This is a genomic window from Gallibacterium sp. ZY190522, assembly GCF_054166015.1.
Genome location: NZ_CM135118.1, coordinates 160,103 through 176,652 on the forward strand (window position 1 = coordinate 160,103; position 16,550 = coordinate 176,652).

Annotated in this window: 11 protein-coding genes; 9 read left to right on the top strand and 2 right to left on the bottom strand. The window is 39.4% G+C overall.

The genetic code is table 11. From position 1 onward, the window contains the following. The first annotated feature begins 146 nt into the window (after nucleotides 1–146). Nucleotides 147–2,420, top strand: coding sequence for a bifunctional glutamate--cysteine ligase GshA/glutathione synthetase GshB (gshAB, locus tag ACXPAV_RS00750; RefSeq protein ID WP_458003715.1), 2,274 nt, complete (start codon nucleotides 147–149; stop codon nucleotides 2,418–2,420). 207 nt (nucleotides 2,421–2,627) lie between these two features. Here gshAB and ACXPAV_RS00755 read toward each other — a convergent pair whose 3' ends face one another. Next, entirely contained in the window at nucleotides 2,628–3,227 is a 600-nt protein-coding gene (locus ACXPAV_RS00755) for a protein-methionine-sulfoxide reductase heme-binding subunit MsrQ (RefSeq protein ID WP_458003716.1), read from the bottom strand. A gap of 1 nt (nucleotide 3,228) precedes the next feature. Then, the gene (msrP, locus tag ACXPAV_RS00760) at nucleotides 3,229–4,182 is read right to left on the bottom strand and encodes a protein-methionine-sulfoxide reductase catalytic subunit MsrP (RefSeq protein WP_039083184.1); all 954 of its coding nucleotides are present in this window, start codon (nucleotides 4,180–4,182) and stop codon (nucleotides 3,229–3,231) included. 186 nt (nucleotides 4,183–4,368) lie between these two features. On the opposite strand from msrP, the gene ACXPAV_RS00765 reads away from it, so the two are divergent. The 8 genes from ACXPAV_RS00765 (at nucleotide 4,369) to glnE (ending at nucleotide 16,547) form a co-directional block, all read left to right on the top strand. Beyond that, complete coding sequence (locus ACXPAV_RS00765; protein WP_458003717.1) at nucleotides 4,369–5,457, top strand: PhoH family protein; 1,089 nt, start codon at nucleotides 4,369–4,371, stop codon at nucleotides 5,455–5,457. Beyond that, entirely contained in the window at nucleotides 5,447–5,923 is a 477-nt protein-coding gene (ybeY, locus tag ACXPAV_RS00770; protein ID WP_245176416.1) for an rRNA maturation RNase YbeY, read from the top strand. Before ACXPAV_RS00765 ends, ybeY begins: the two co-directional genes overlap by 11 nt. Next, on the top strand, nucleotides 5,924–7,876 hold the full coding sequence (locus ACXPAV_RS00775) for a GNAT family N-acetyltransferase (protein ID WP_458003718.1): 1,953 nt from the start codon (nucleotides 5,924–5,926) through the stop codon (nucleotides 7,874–7,876). It abuts the gene before it with no gap. 377 nt (nucleotides 7,877–8,253) lie between these two features. Beyond that, nucleotides 8,254–9,807 carry a 2-isopropylmalate synthase gene (leuA, locus tag ACXPAV_RS00780; RefSeq protein ID WP_039171842.1) on the top strand — a complete coding sequence of 518 codons (1,554 nt, stop codon included), beginning with the start codon at nucleotides 8,254–8,256 and terminating at the stop codon, nucleotides 9,805–9,807. 11 nt (nucleotides 9,808–9,818) lie between these two features. Continuing rightward, nucleotides 9,819–10,895, top strand: coding sequence for a 3-isopropylmalate dehydrogenase (leuB, locus tag ACXPAV_RS00785; RefSeq protein WP_458003719.1), 1,077 nt, complete (start codon nucleotides 9,819–9,821; stop codon nucleotides 10,893–10,895). A gap of 627 nt (nucleotides 10,896–11,522) precedes the next feature. Then, complete coding sequence (gene leuC, locus ACXPAV_RS00790; RefSeq protein ID WP_458003720.1) at nucleotides 11,523–12,935, top strand: 3-isopropylmalate dehydratase large subunit; 1,413 nt, start codon at nucleotides 11,523–11,525, stop codon at nucleotides 12,933–12,935. 9 nt (nucleotides 12,936–12,944) lie between these two features. Continuing rightward, a complete protein-coding gene (gene leuD / locus ACXPAV_RS00795) occupies nucleotides 12,945–13,547 on the top strand; it encodes a 3-isopropylmalate dehydratase small subunit (RefSeq protein ID WP_458003721.1) in 603 nt (200 codons plus the stop codon). A 93-nt stretch (nucleotides 13,548–13,640) separates the two neighbouring features. After that, nucleotides 13,641–16,547 (top strand): bifunctional [glutamate--ammonia ligase]-adenylyl-L-tyrosine phosphorylase/[glutamate--ammonia-ligase] adenylyltransferase, encoded by a 2,907-nt coding sequence (gene glnE / locus ACXPAV_RS00800; protein ID WP_458003722.1) that lies wholly within the window; start codon nucleotides 13,641–13,643, stop codon nucleotides 16,545–16,547. Nucleotides 16,548–16,550: the final 3 nt, after the last annotated feature.

Below are 16,550 nucleotides of genomic sequence, written 5' to 3' on the forward strand. Positions count from 1 at the left end.
GGTCTTTTTGTTGCCTGTTTTTCATAACAAAAGATAACTTTCAAATACTGAATCTATATAACATATAGTTAAAAGTTATTTGCATTTCTTGATGAAATTTCATATTAATGCTCGGTTAATTTAGAACTCGAGAAAGGCTAATAAATATGAATATTCAGCAACTGATTACACAAAACCACCTTGAACTGTTATTCCAACAGGGTACGTTTGGCATTGAGAAAGAGAGTCAACGTATTGATGAAAAAGGAAAAATTGTTACTACACCGCATCCGAAAGTTTTTGGAAACCGTTCTTATCACCCTTATATTCAGACCGATTTTGCAGAAAGCCAGCTGGAGTTAATTACTCCGCCACAGCAGAGTGTTAAAGATGCTTATCGTTGGTTGTCTGCGATTCACGAAGTGGTGTTGCGATCTTTGCCGGAAAATGAATATCTTTCACCGTTCAGTATGCCGTTGGCATTACCGCCGGAAAGTGAAATTAAAGTGGCACAGCTGGATAATGTAGAAGATGTCGCTTATCGTGAGCATTTGGTCGAGAGTTACGGTAAATATAAACAGATGATCAGCGGTATTCACTACAATTTCCAACTGGCGGATGATCTGATCGAAAAATTGTTCCAATTACAAAAAACATATCAGGATCCAATCGCATTTCGTAACGATCTCTATTTGAAATTGGGCAGAAACTTCTTACGTTATCAATGGCTGTTGCTCTATTTATTTGCTGCCTCACCAAGTGTCGAGAATGCGTTTTTCAGAAAAGGGCAGCAAATTCCACAACAGTTTGTACGCAGCTTACGTTCCAGCCATTATGGTTATGTTAATCACGCAGAAATAAAAGTTTCTTATGAAAATTTGCAGCAATATGTAGAAACATTGGAACATTGGGTGCGTAGTGGAAAGTTGATTGCAGAAAAAGAGTTCTATTCCAATATCCGTTTCCGTGGTGCAAAAAAACAGGTGAGAGAATTATTGGAAAAAGGTATTCGTTACCTAGAATTCCGTTTATTTGATCTTAATCCTTTTGCTCAATATGGCATTGAATTGGAAGACGCGGAATTTATTCACTATTTTATATTATTAATGTTATGGCTGGAAAATACAGCAGATCAACGTGATGTTGAAAAAGGACGGGAAATGCTAGCGGAAGTGGCATTGGAACATCCTCTATCAATTACAGCTTATCAACAAGAAGGATTGGCTTTACTTGATCAATTTGAGCAGATGTTAGCACAGTTAAACGCACCTGAATCGGTGAAACAAACTTTAAAACAAAAACAGCAGCAATTATTATCGCCAGAAATGACACTTTGTGGACGCCTAGTGCAAAATATGCAAAAACCGACAGACTATCATCAGTTAGGATTGGCATTAGCAAAACAGAATAAGGCAGCAGCGACAGCACGTTATTATGCATTAACTGCTTTTGACAATATGGAACTTTCAACGCAAGCACTGATATTTGACCTAATCCAACAGGGTATTAAAACTGAGATCTTAGATGAAAATGATCAGTTCCTCTGTTTACAAGTCGGTGATCATATTGAATATGTGAAAAACGGCAATATGACCTCAAAAGATAGCTATATTTCACCATTAATTATGGAAAATAAAGTGGTGACGAAAAAGGTGTTGGCGAAAGCCGGTTTTAATGTGCCACAAAGCCTTGAGTTTAGAAATGTTGAAGATGCGGTGCGTGCCTATCCGTTATTTGAACATCGTGCGGTGGTGATTAAACCAAAATCAACCAATTTCGGTTTGGGAATTACCATTTTTAAACAAGGCGTAGAAAATCGGGAAGATTTCCGCCAAGCGGTAGAAATCGCTTTCCGAGAAGATAAAGAGGTTATGATTGAAGATTATTTAGTCGGTACCGAATATCGTTTCTTTGTATTAGGCGATGAAACTTTAGCGGTATTGTTGCGTGAACCGGCAAATGTGCTTGGTGATGGACAACATACCGTTGCTGAATTGGTTGCAGCAAAAAATGAACACCCATTGCGCGGTGACGGCAGCCGTACGCCATTGAAGAAGATTGCATTAGGCGATATTGAAAAATTACAGTTAAAAGAGCAGGGATTAACGGTTGATTCAGTACCGGAAAAGGGAAGAAAAGTGCAATTACGGGCGAACTCCAATATCAGCACCGGCGGTGACTCAATCGATATGACCGACTTAATGCATCCAAGTTATAAAGCGTTGGCGGTAGGCATTACCAAAGCAATGGGCGCAGCGGTTTGCGGCGTGGATTTGATTGTGCCTGATTACACTAAACCGGCAGAGCCTAAATTAAGTTCTTGGGGCGTGATTGAAGCCAATTTTAACCCAATGATGATGATGCACATTTTCCCCTATCAAGGGACTTCAAGACGCGTCACAAAAAATGTGATTAAGATGTTATTTCCAGAGTTGTTTTAATTGAGAATTAGGAATTGGGCATCAAGGCAAGATTGCAGATTGGTCTCAATTTGGTCACAAATTTAATAAATGCTTAATCTATTCCCTCTCACACTTGTAAAAAATCTTATTAGAATGAGGATTAGCAAGTGTGCGAGGGGCGTGAAGCCTAAATAACTGTTAACAGAAAAATACGCTAACAAAATCTAAAATTAGGCTCACTTAATATTAACGGTAACACCAAGCCAAAACCCGCCTTGCAAAGGTTTTCCATAACACAAATACTCCACAAAGCGCTAAAAACAGTAACGAATCAATGTTATAGGCTTTTAGTGATAGGTAATAATGAATTGCTGCTAAAACAACGACCAATAAGGATAATTGGTGTAGCGAAAACCAACGCTTACCTAATCTTCTTTTGATATAAGGAATTGAAGATAAGGCAATCAAAACCAACAGAATCATTGCAATAAAGCCAATTTGTAGATAGGTTCTACTCACGATTTCGCTAATAAAAAGTTGGAAATCAAAGCCTAGTTCTAACGCAAGATAACCAACAATGTGCAACGATAACCAAAATAATCCCCATAGCCCCAAACTGCGGTGTAGTGGGAGTAATATTGGTTGCCGTAAGCACTGCGTAATAATCCTAAAACTAAATAAGATTAATAAAAATAATAAGGCGGTATAGCCTAGAAAATGAATAATCTCTTTAATTGGATCAGTACCAAAGCTACTTACCAAATTAAAATTGATCTCATAGATAAGCCAAAGGAGAGGGATAACTCCTCCCAAATGAATACAATAACGCAAAATTTTAAATAACATCTTAGTAATTCTTGCTTAAATCCAGGTGAGAATATAAGTGAGCAACTTGTTCTTCATAACCATTAAACATTAATGTTGGCTGTCTTTTAATATCAAATAATCCACCAGACCCAATTACGCGTTCGGAGGCTTGTGACCAACGAGGATGATCTACTTTTGGATTGACATTGGCATAAAAACCATATTCATGTGGAGCGAGTTTTACCCAAGTGGTTAATGGGCGAGTTTCACTTAAGGTAATTTTGACAATGGATTTAATACTCTTAAACCCGTATTTCCAAGGTACAACTAAGCGAATCGGCGCGCCACTTTGTGGTGCTAAGGTTTTACCATATAGCCCGACAGACATCAGCGTTAGTGGATTCATTGCTTCTTCAATCGTCAATCCCTCGATATAAGGGTAATCAATATTACCACCGAAGAAAGGATTTTTTTGCCCTGGCATCTGCTCTGGATCATACAGCGTTTCGAAGACAACATATTTTGCTTTACTAGTAGGAGCAACAGCTTTTAATAAAGAGGAGAGTGGGAAACCAATCCAAGGAATAACCATTGACCAAGCCTCGACACAACGGAAACGGTAGATTCGCTCTTCTAATGGAAATTTAGTGAGGAGATCTTGGTGATCTAAGATAAGTGGTTTCTCAACTTCACCACCAATTTCTAATTGCCAAGGATCCGTTTTGAAATCTTTTGCGTAGTGTGCGGGCGATCCTTTTTCAACACCAAATTCATAAAAATTATTATAACCAATCACTTTTTCTTCAGGCGTTAATGGCAATGTATTTTCTGCTTGGGTAGAAAAATCTAATGCGATACGGCGATCGATTTTATCTTCTGCATAACTTAGTTTAGGCAGTAATGGCGTAATACTTGCTCCCCCTAATAAAGCAATTAGTTGGCGACGTTTTTTAAAAATATGTTCAGGAGTAACATCGTGTTCAGTGAGTTTCATATACTATCCTTAATAATAAATAAAAGTAATTAATTAACCGATATTCAGATTGGCATTTTTAGTAGAAGTTCCTGATGAATTGGAAAAGTTTATAGATTGCTGTAATAGGTAAGATAAAAGGGAATTTATTGCTCACCAGAAAAACGCTATACTACCAACACTTTTATGTAACCACTGAGGTGGAACTTGACCACAACAATTTCAGAAGTTTTTACGTTAGAACCACAAGATAATGCACGATTGCAATCACTTTGTGGACCATTTGATGAACATATTTCATTAATTGAAAAGCAGTTTAACCTAATTATCTCTCGCCGTAATTTTACGTTTACCTTAGAGTCAGCAGACGAAGAAAGTAAACCTCATCACGCACAGTTGTTGAAAAATGTGGCAAAGCTCATTCAACGTTTATATGTCGAAACGGCAATGGTAAAAGGTAAAGTGAATGAACTCGATCTTGAGCAAATTCATTTAGCAATCCAGGAAAGCAGAATGTTGCTGCAACAGGTTGATACCGTTGAAGATGATGAAGCTAAAGTCTTTAGTACCACGATCAAAACTAAGCGTGGTGTGATCAAACCACGTGGCAAAAATCAGATACAATATTTACATAATATTTTGCGTCATGATATTAGCTTTGGGATTGGACCTGCGGGAACGGGGAAAACCTTTTTAGCGGTGGCTGCAGCAGTTGAAGCACTAGAAAAACAGCAAGTACGCCGTTTATTATTAACTCGTCCAGCGGTGGAAGCAGGGGAAAAATTAGGTTTCTTACCTGGTGATTTAGCCCAAAAAATCGATCCTTATTTGCGACCATTATATGATGCACTTTTTGAAATGCTTGGTTTTGAAAAAGTGCAGAAGTTGATGGAACGTAATGTGATTGAAATCGCACCGTTGGCATATATGCGTGGTCGTACTTTGAATGACGCTTTTATTATTTTGGATGAAAGTCAAAACACGACCATTGAACAGATGAAAATGTTTTTGACTCGTATCGGGTTTAATTCTAAAGCGGTGATCACCGGCGATATTACTCAGGTTGATTTACCTCGTGGACAAAAATCCGGTTTACGGCACGCTATTGAAGTGTTAAGCAATGTAGACGATTTAAGTTTTAATTATTTTAAGAGTGAAGATATTGTGCGTCATCCAGTGGTGGCAAAAGTAGTACAGGCGTATGAAAAATGGGATGAGGAGGAACAATTACGCCGTAAAGAGATTGCGGAACAACGTCGTCAGGCAAAATTAGAGGAACAACAAAATGACGAATAATGCTGAAATGCTAGTAGATCTACAAATTGCCAGTGAAGATCAAAGCAATTTACCGACATTACAACAATTCACTTATTGGGCAACACAGGCGGTTAAACCGCAGCAAAATAATGTAGAAATAACAATTCGGATCGTGGATGAGGAAGAAAGCCATCATTTGAATTTTACTTATCGAAACAAAGATCGTCCGACTAATGTGCTTTCGTTCCCGTTTGAAGTGCCAGAAGGCATTGAGTTGCCGTTATTGGGAGATTTGGTGATTTGTCGTCAAGTGGTTGAAAAAGAAGCACAGGAACAGCAAATTTCTTTAGAAGCTCATTATGCACATTTGACCGTACACGGCTGTTTACACCTGTTGGGCTATGATCATATTGAAGATGATGAAGCTGAAGAAATGGAAAATTTGGAAACAGAGATTATGCTGTCAATGGGATATGCTGATCCTTATGTAAGTGAGAAAATCTAAGTGCAAGATTTTTCTCGTCAAATTATTATTTTTTCCGGGTCATCACACTGGAAAATAGAACAACAGCTCAAGATTATTCAACATTATCAACATTATCACGGTGTATATTGCGGTTATCAGCTACCGCAATATACTCAGGATTCTCTTTCTTGTTATGCTTTTCAACAAAGTCGCAATATATTAGGACAAGAATTTCAATTTGCTATTTTTGATGCGACAGTGGAAAAAGATATTGCATTCCATTTGGATAGTTTATTGATCTTATCAGCAACATTACAGGCTGGCGGTGCTTTATTTCTTTTCATACCTGAATGGCACAAGCTGGATGAATGTATCGATTTTGATAGTGAACGTTGGAACAACGGTCAACGACCGCATACCGTGCCACATTTTATGAATTGGTTTAAACAAACTGTTGCTTGGCAACAAATTGTTGTTTATCAAGAAAATGGAAGTGAAATCATACTTCCACAGCTGACTTCCGCTAATTGGCATATACCACCTTCTGCTATAAAGCATCAACAAGCAGTATTGATGCAGCTAGCTCAACAACCCAATGGCATTCTATTATTATCTGCTCGCCGTGGACGAGGTAAATCAGCTTTGCTTGGTCAATTAATTCAGCAACAGTCACAAACAGCAAATATTTTAATTACTGCTGCGAATAAAAAAGCAGTAACAACTGTTGCCAAATTTGCTTTACCTCAGAAATTGAATTTTATTGCACCAGATGAACTACTACAAAAAATTAAACAAAAACAGTTCAATAATAACGAATTTTTAATTGTTGACGAGGCTGCAATGTTGCCATTGTCAAGTCTTGCATTATTTTCCAATGCCTTCAGCAAAGTGCTGTTGACAAGCACCAGTGAAGGTTATGAGGGATCAGGCAAAGGCTTTATCTTGAAGCTACAAGGATATTTAAAGCGAAAAATTCACTTTTTTGATTTAGACATTCCGTTACGCTGGCAGCAGAATGATCGACTTGAACAATGGATGGATCAATTAGCATTAGTAGCTCAAAACATCTCCAATATCCCTTATCAAAATAGTAAACCGAAATTTAATGTTTATAATACTTTGCCGATCAATTTTCCCTTTGCTGAACTATATCAATTACTCAACTTGTCTCATTACCGCACTTCACCTACTGATTTACGTCGTTTAATGGATGGTACTAATCAATATTTTATAACGGTAGAAATAGCGGAACGTATTATTGGTGTAGTATGGTGTTTAGAAGAGGGGGGTTTTTGTGATGAAAAACTAGTTGAACAAATTCGGTTAGGTTATCGTCGTCCAAAAGGAAATTTGGTTGCTCAAGCTTTGTGTTTTCAAACCAATTTATCACAAGCCTTAACATTACGTTCAGTACGTATTTCGCGGATTGCTGTGCTCCCTCAATATCAACATCAAACCTTAGGAACACAGTTAATTCAGCAATGTATACAAAAGTATCAGCATCACGTTGATTATCTTTCAGTCAGTTTTGGCTTTGAAACCTCATTATTTCGATTTTGGAAAGAATTAGGTTTTCAATTAAGTGCTGTTAGTGTTAAGCCGGAAGCAAGCAGTGGCAATTACAGCGTAATGATGATTTATCCGTTATCTACTGCTGGTACAGTTTTTTGTCAACAGGCAGTGAATCGTTTCCAACGCGATTTTATATTAAGTGAACATCCATTATTAACAAAACTTGATTCACAAGTAGAAACAGATTGGCATTTAAATTCAGAAGATTGGCAGTTTATTGATGAATTTATTCAATATCAACGCACTTTAGCAGTAAGTTATGCTGCTTTACGTCGATTATTTCACTATTATCCAAATGACAATCTAGAAAAACAGTTGAAACAATTTAAAGGCTTATTTTTTACACAAAAAAAACTAAAAACAACAATTTTTAAACAACAACTTGAGCATTTTTTAGCTAATAAAAATAAAAAAATTTAGTTTTATATTAAGAAGAAAAGCTAGAGAATAAAATTAATCTTTTTATATTTATTAGTTAAAAATAGCTGTTTTTTATATTTGTTTAGGCTTTAACACTATATTCTGTATTTTAAAAAAGCAAAATAAGCCATTATTTAGCATAAAATGCTATTGACTTAAAATACTCTTTTCGGCAAAATCGATCACGTTTTTCAGTTTTATAAGGTTTTGAACAATGTTTTCTCCTATTTCTTTATCTCTGATTCTGTTACTCACAAATTAACAATTTGTGCGGTAAGGCGTGGATAAAGAAAAAATTGAATTTAAGCAAACACACATCTGCCCGCACTTAGCGGGCTTTTTTTTTTAACTCTTTTTTATGTTGACGACGGTGGAGTATGAGTAATCAAGTTATTATTTTTGATACAACCTTAAGAGATGGTGAACAAGCGTTAAAAGCCAGTTTAACAGTAAAAGAAAAGTTGCAAATCGCACTTGCCCTTGAGCGTCTTGGCGTTGATGTGATGGAAGTGGGCTTCCCTGTTTCTTCGGCGGGGGATTTTGAATCTGTCCGAACCATTGCACAACAGGTTAAAAATAGTCGCGTTTGTGCCTTATCTCGTGCGGTGGATAAAGACATTGATGTGGCTGCGGAAGCCTTGAAAGTGGCTGAAGCCTTTCGTATTCATACCTTTATCGCCACCTCCGCCTTGCACGTTGAAGCTAAATTACGCCGCACTTTTGACGATGTGGTAGAAATGGCGATCAACGCGGTGAAACGTGCCAGACGTTATACCGATGATGTGGAATTTTCTTGCGAGGACGCAGGGCGCACGGGGATTGACAATATTTGCCGTATCGTAGAAGCGGCGATTAATGCGGGGGCAACCACCGTGAATATTCCCGACACCGTGGGCTATTGCTTACCGATGGAATACGGCAACATTATCGCCAATGTGATGAACCGCGTGCCAAACATTGATAAAGCCATTATTTCCGTGCATTGTCATAACGATTTGGGTATGGCGACAGCCAATTCTTTAACCGCCGTGCAAAATGGGGCAAGACAGATTGAATGTACCATCAACGGTATCGGCGAGCGTGCGGGCAACACCGCATTAGAAGAAGTGGTGATGGCGATCAAAACCCGCCAAGCCTTGTTCGGCGTGGACACTCGCATTAATACGCAAGAAATTCATCGCGTTAGTCAAATGGTTAGCCAATTATGCAATATGCCAATTCAGCCAAATAAAGCCATTGTGGGATCAAACGCCTTCGCCCATTCTTCGGGTATTCACCAAGACGGTATGGTGAAAAATAAAAACACCTATGAAATTATGTCGCCAGAAACCATCGGCTTGAAAAAAGAAAAATTGAATTTGACTGCACGTTCTGGCCGTGCGGCGGTGAAAAATCATATGGATTCAATGGGTTACCAAGAGAATGAATATGATTTGGATAAATTATACGAAGCCTTTTTGAAATTAGCGGACAAAAAAGGGCAAGTCTTTGACTACGATTTAGAAGCCCTTGCCTTTATTGATATGCAACAGGGTGATGAAGATCGCTTAACCCTTGATGTGATCACCTCGCAAATGATTAGTCATTTGCCTGCTTCCGCTTTCGTGCAAGTGGAATTGGACGGTGAGAAATTAAGTCAAGTGTCGAGTGGTGGGAATGGACCTGTTGATGCGGTGTTCAATGCCATTTTGAAAATCACAGGCATTGAGTTAAAAATGCTGAACTACAACTTAACTGCCAAAGGCGAGGGGGCGGAAGCACTCGGGCAAGTGGATATTGTGGTGGAGCATAAAGGTCGCCGCTTCCACGGTGTGGGCTTGGCAACAGATATTGTGGAATCCTCTGCACGGGCGTTAATCCACGCAATCAATGCAATCTACCGTTCGCATAAAGTAGAAAATTTAAAATTACATAAAAATTCGGTGAATTAAGGAGTGTTGAGATGAAAAATTATAATGTTGCCGTGTTGAGCGGCGATGGCATCGGCCCTGAAGTGATGGCAGAAGCCTTGAAAGTATTAAGTGCGGTGCAAAAAAAGTATGATTTTCAATTAACTTATCGTCATTTTGATATTGGCGGCATTGCTATTGACAATCACGGCACGCCTCTGCCAGCGGAAACCTTAAAAGGTTGCGAAGAAAGCGATGCGATTTTGTTCGGCTCTGTGGGTGGGCCAAAATGGGAGCATTTACCGCCAAATCAACAGCCTGAACGTGGGGCATTGTTGCCTTTGCGTAAACATTTTTCCTTGTTCTGCAATCTTCGCCCCGCGACCCTGTATAAAGGGTTAGAAAAATTCTGTCCACTGCGTGCGGACATCGCAGCGAAAGGCTTCGACATCGTTACCGTGCGTGAATTAACGGGCGGCATTTATTTCGGACAGCCGAAAGGACGTGAGGGCGAAGGAGCGAGCGAAAAAGCCTTTGATACCGAAGTGTATCACTGCTATGAAATTGAACGCATTGCCAAAGTGGCTTTTGAAACGGCGATGAAACGCAAAAAACATCTCACTTCGGTGGATAAAGCCAATGTGTTGATGAGTTCTGTGCTATGGCGTGAAGTGGTGGAAGAAATGGCGAAAGCCTACCCTGAAGTCAAGGTGGATCATATTTATATCGACAATGCCACAATGCAGCTGATCAAACAACCTGAGTTTTTTGATGTGTTGCTTTGCTCAAATATTTTTGGCGATATTATTTCTGATGAATGTGCGATGATCACAGGTTCAATGGGAATGTTGCCGTCTGCCAGCCTTAACGAACAAGGCTTCGGTTTATACGAACCCGCTGGCGGCTCAGCCCCAGACATTGCGGGCAAAGGCATTGCTAACCCAATCGCCCAAATTTTATCAGCGGCAATGATGTTGCGTTACAGCTTCAACCTCAACGAGGCTGCCCGTGAAATTGAAAGTGCGGTGCAAAAAGTACTTGAAAATGGCTACCGTACGGCAGATTTAGTCGATGAAAATAAACCTGTTTCGACTAAGGAAATGGGGGATCTTATCGCAAAAGCGATTTAAATCTCCCCCTATCCCCCTCTTTGTTAAAGAGGGGGGATTGATTAGTAGGAAAAATAGTAGAGCTGCCTTATTTCCCTATCTTTCTCAAAAAAGGGGAAATGGAATAGTAGAAATAACGAAGTTTCTTTCTTATTCCTCCTCTTTATTAAAGAGGGGGAAATTGATAAGTGAAATAACTTAGTTAGTTTCTATCAATAAGGAGTAAATAAGAGAAACTGATAATGAAATCTCTCACAAAATCCCCCCTCTTTAATAAAGAGGGGGAATTGATAAGTGAAATAACTTAGTTAGTTTCTATCAATAAGGGATAAATAAGAGAAACTGATAATGAAATCTCTCACAAAATCCCCTCTTTGTTAAAGAGGGGGATTGATTAGTAGGAAAAATAGTAGAGCTGCCTTATTTCCCTATCTTTCTCAAAAAAGGGGAAATGGAATAGTAGAAATAACGAAGTCTCTTTCTTATTCCTCCTCTTTATTAAAGAGGTGGGCTTGATAAGTGAAATAGCTTAGTTATTTTCTATCAATAAGGGATAAATAAGAGAAACTGATAATGAAATCTCTCACAAAATTCCCCCTCTTTAACAAAGAGGGGGTTAGGGGGAGATTCTAAACAAGAGATTATAAAATGACGAAAAAAACTCTATACGATAAATTATTTGACGCCCACGTCGTCTATGAAGCAGCAGGCGAAACGCCGATTTTGTATATCAACCGCCATTTGATTCACGAAGTAACCAGCCCGCAAGCCTTTGACGGATTGCGTGTCGCCAATCGCCAAGTGCGCCAAGTGGGAAAAACTTTCGGCACAATGGATCACAGCATTTCAACACAAGTGCGCGATGTCAATAAATTAGAAGGGCAAGCCAAAATCCAAGTGCTGGAACTTGCCAAAAACTGCGCCAATACCGGCATTAAGTTATTTGATATGAGCACTAAACAACAAGGGATTGTGCACGTTGTCGGACCTGAACAGGGTTTAACCTTGCCGGGAATGACCATCGTCTGTGGTGACTCCCACACCGCAACGCACGGTGCATTTGGCGCATTAGCGTTTGGGATTGGTACATCAGAAGTGGAACACGTTCTTGCCACTCAAACCTTAAAACAGAGCCGTGCTAAAAATATGAAAATTGAAGTGCGAGGCAAAGTCGCCCCAGGAATTACGGCAAAAGACATTGTGCTTGCTATTATCGGCAAAACCACAATGGCAGGCGGCACGGGACACGTTGTGGAATTTTGCGGTGAAGCCATTCGTGATCTTTCAATGGAAGGGCGTATGACCGTGTGCAATATGGCGATCGAACTCGGTGCGAAAGCAGGATTAATCGCCCCTGACGAAACGACTTTCGAATATTTGAAAGGTCGTCCTTATGCCCCGAAAGGCAAAGATTGGGACGATGCAGTGGCTTATTGGAAAACCTTAAAAACCGATGATGATGCCCATTTTGATACCGTAGTGGTGTTAGACGCGAAAGAGATTTCGCCGCAAGTAACTTGGGGAACGAATCCAGGACAGGTGATTGGTATTGATCAAACCGTGCCAAATCCTGGGGAAATAAGCGATCCGGTGGTGCGAGCTTCCGCTGAAAAAGCACTGGCTTATATTGGCTTAGCCGCCAACACCGATTTAACCCAAGTACCTGTAGATCAAGTGTTTATCGGCTCTTGTACCAACTCCCGCATTGAAGATTTGCGTGCGGCAGCAGCGGTAATGAAAGGACGTAAAGTTGCCGATAACGTAAAACGCGTATTGGTCGTTCCGGGGTCAGGTCTTGTTAAAGAGCAAGCAGAAAGAGAGGGCTTAGATAAAATCTTTATCGAAGCAGGAGCGGAATGGCGTAACCCAGGTTGTTCAATGTGTTTAGGAATGAATGATGACCAATTAGGCGAATGGGAACGTTGTGCTTCCACCAGTAACCGTAACTTTGAAGGTCGCCAAGGACGTAACGGACGCACGCATTTAGTCAGCCCAGCAATGGCGGCAGCGGCAGCAGTGTTCGGCAAATTTGTTGATATTCGTCAAGTGGAATTACTTTAAGGAGAAATTATGGCAGGCTTTAAACAGCATTCAGGCATTGTTGTACCTTTAGATGTGGCAAATGTAGATACCGATGCCATTATCCCAAAACAATTTTTACAAGCTATCACCCGTGTGGGCTTTGGCAAGCATTTATTCCACGAATGGCGTTATCTCGATGCGGCAGGCACACAGCCTAATCCTGATTTCGTGCTGAACTATCCGCAATATCAAGGGGCAAGCATTTTATTGGCACGCAAAAATCTTGGCTGTGGTTCTTCCCGTGAACACGCCCCCTGGGCATTGGCAGATTATGGCTTCAAAGTGATGATCGCCCCGAGCTTTGCGGATATTTTCTACAACAACAGCCTAAACAATCATATGTTGCCAATCCGTTTAAGCGAAGAAGAAGTGGAAGAAATCTTCCAATGGGTGGCTGAAAATCAAGGGAAAACCATTGATGTGGACTTAGAAAAAATGACCGTAACCGTAGGCGAAAAAGTCTATCCCTTTGAACTAGACGAATTCCGCCGCCACTGCCTATTAAACGGCTTGGATAATATCGGTTTAACCCTACAACACGAAAACGCCATTGCGGAATATGAGAAAAATATTCCTAACTTCCTAAAATAAACAGCAAATAGGGTAAAAAATCTCGAATAAATTTCCAAAATTATGTAAAAAGCGTGTATCCTTTTTGCAAAGAAAAACAAAAAGGATACCGCTATGCAACTCTCCTCAATGCAACAACAGCGTCTATTTGATCTGTTACAAAATTCAACCTTAAAAGATCATTATCAACTTTCAATTACCTTGGAAAATTTACCGAAAAATCTTCGCCAAATTGCAACCGCTATCTATTTTTCTGATTTTGTCGCAGAAATTTTACAGAAATACCCTGCTATTTTCGAACAATGGTTACTACAATTACCGCAGTTTACAGATTGTGGATCGTATCAACAGCATTTACTCCTACAACTGGAAAATGTAGATGATGAAAACAAGCTGTATCAAATTTTGCGTCGTTTTCGTCATTGCGAAATGGCTAAATTGAGTTTTTGTCAAAGTTTAAATCTTGCCAGTGTTGAACAGATCTTCCATCAGCTTTCCGAATTAGCGGAAGCGATTATTGTGGTGACCAAAGATTGGCTTTATAAAAAGCTCTGTGTTGAATTGGGCACACCGACTAATGCTGAAGGAGAAGCTCAACCACTCATTATTTTGGGAATGGGGAAATTGGGTGGCAGAGAGTTGAATTTCTCTTCTGATATTGATCTGATTTTCACTTATCCGGATCACGGTGCAACGGTAGGTGCCAGAAGAAGTATCGATAATGGACAATTTTTTATCCGTTTGGGGCAACGTTTTATTAAAGCGTTGGATCAAGCTACCATTGATGGCTTTGTTTATCGCGTTGATATGCGCCTGCGTCCTTTCGGCGAAGCCGGCGCATTAGCATTAAGTTTTGCCTCAATTGAGGATTATTATCAAGAACAAGGGCGTGATTGGGAACGTTATGCGATGATTAAAGCGCGCATTATGGGTGAAGATGCCAATGATCCGAATCACCGTTATTTAAGCCAGTTGCTACGCCCATTTGTTTATCGGCGTTATATTGATTTTAGTGCCATTCAATCGCTGCGTGATATGAAACAGAAAATCAATGCTGAAGTAAGACGACGGGGCTTAGTGGATAATATTAAACTTGGTGCTGGCGGTATTCGTGAAATTGAGTTTATCGTACAAGTATTCCAACTGATTCGTGGTGGTCGAGAAAAGGCATTACAACAAAGAGAGTTACTCCGAATTTTACCGAAATTGGTTGAATTAAATTTACTACAGCCACTTGAAGCAACACATCTATCTCAGGCTTATCTTTTTTTGCGTCGAGTGGAAAATATTCTACAAGCGATTAACGATCAACAGACACAATTATTACCAACCAATGAACAGGATAAACAGCGTTTAATTGATGCCTGTCGAGTTTTTACCTATTTTAACCAACAGCATCAATTAGTTACTATTGAATACCCGATTTATGACTGGGACAGTTTTTATCAAGTGTTAAGTCAGCATCAACAAAATGTACGTCAGGTGTTCAGCCACTTAATTGGTGAAGAGGATGAAAAAAGTGAGGAATATCAAAGTGATTGGCAAGATTTTCTAGGCATCAATTTTAATCATCAGGATGTGATGACACTATTGGACAAATTAAATTTATCTTATCAGCAAGAAATTGCCGATCATATGTGGCAGTTCAAACAAGAAATGTTACGTAAATCAATCGGTGTGCGTGGTCGGGACGTGTTGGAACAGCTGCTTCCGATTTTATTAGATGAAATGCTGGCAATGAAAAATGCCGCTATGTTGCTGCCTCGTATTTTAGAAATTATTGCCAGAATTGCAACCCGAACGACTTATCTTGAATTATTGTATGAAAATCCAAATTCACGCGTATTATTAATGAAATTATGTGGCGCATCACCTTTTGTTGCTCGACAAATTGCTGACTATCCATTGTTATTGGATGAGTTATTAAATCCTAATACGTTATTATCTCCACCTCCATTTAGTCAATACCAAGCAGAATTAGAACATTATTTGATACGAATTCCTCAAGAAGATGAAGAACAATTAATTGATGTTTTGCGTCAGTTTAAATTAGCAACGCAGTTACGAGTAGCTGCTGCTGATATTCTAGGTGCTTTGCCAGTGATGAAAGTAAGCGATCATTTAACTTATTTAGCGGAAGCGATTATTGCCAGTGTAGTTAATCTTGCTTGGCGTCAGGTTACACAGCGTTTTGGCACACCTAACCACTTACAAAATAATGACAAAGGTTTTTTAGTGGTTGGTTACGGCAAATTGGGGGGTATCGAATTAGGCTATAAATCAGATTTGGACTTAGTTTTCCTCTATGATGCACCAGCAAATAGCGAAACAGTCGGTGGTAAAAGAAATATTGATAGCGGACAGTTCTATTTACGTTTAGCACAAAAAATAAATAGTATTTTCAGTATTCATACAAATTCAGGAATTTTATATGAAATAGATATGCGTTTACGACCTTCCGGTAGTTCAGGCTTATTGGTCAGTTCGATAAAGGCCTTTCACGATTATCAATTAAATGAAGCTTGGACGTGGGAAAAACAGGCTTTGGTGCGAGCAAGACCAGTTTTTGGTGAAACCACTATGAGACAACAATTTACACAGATTCGTCACGATGTGTTATCTACAGAAAAAGAGATAAATCAACTGAAGATTGATGTACGAGAAATGCGAGAAAAAATGTATCAACATTTATCACACACGGAAGCGGGCTATTTTGATATTAAAAAAGATCGTGGTGGTATTACCGATATTGAGTTTATCGCACAGTTTTTAATGCTAGCAAACGCTCCAAAGATACCAGAATTAACAACTTGGTCTGATAATGTACGTATTTTTGAGGATATGGTGAAATATCAAGTTATCACGCCGGAAATTGGTGAAAAACTAACCAAAAGTTATGTTGAATTGCGTAATCATATTCACCATCTAAACCTTGCCGGCAAGAATTCAGTGGTGGAGGCTGAACCGTTTTCTGCAATAAGAGTTTTTATCACTCAAGTATGGCGGCAGTTATTTTATTAATAG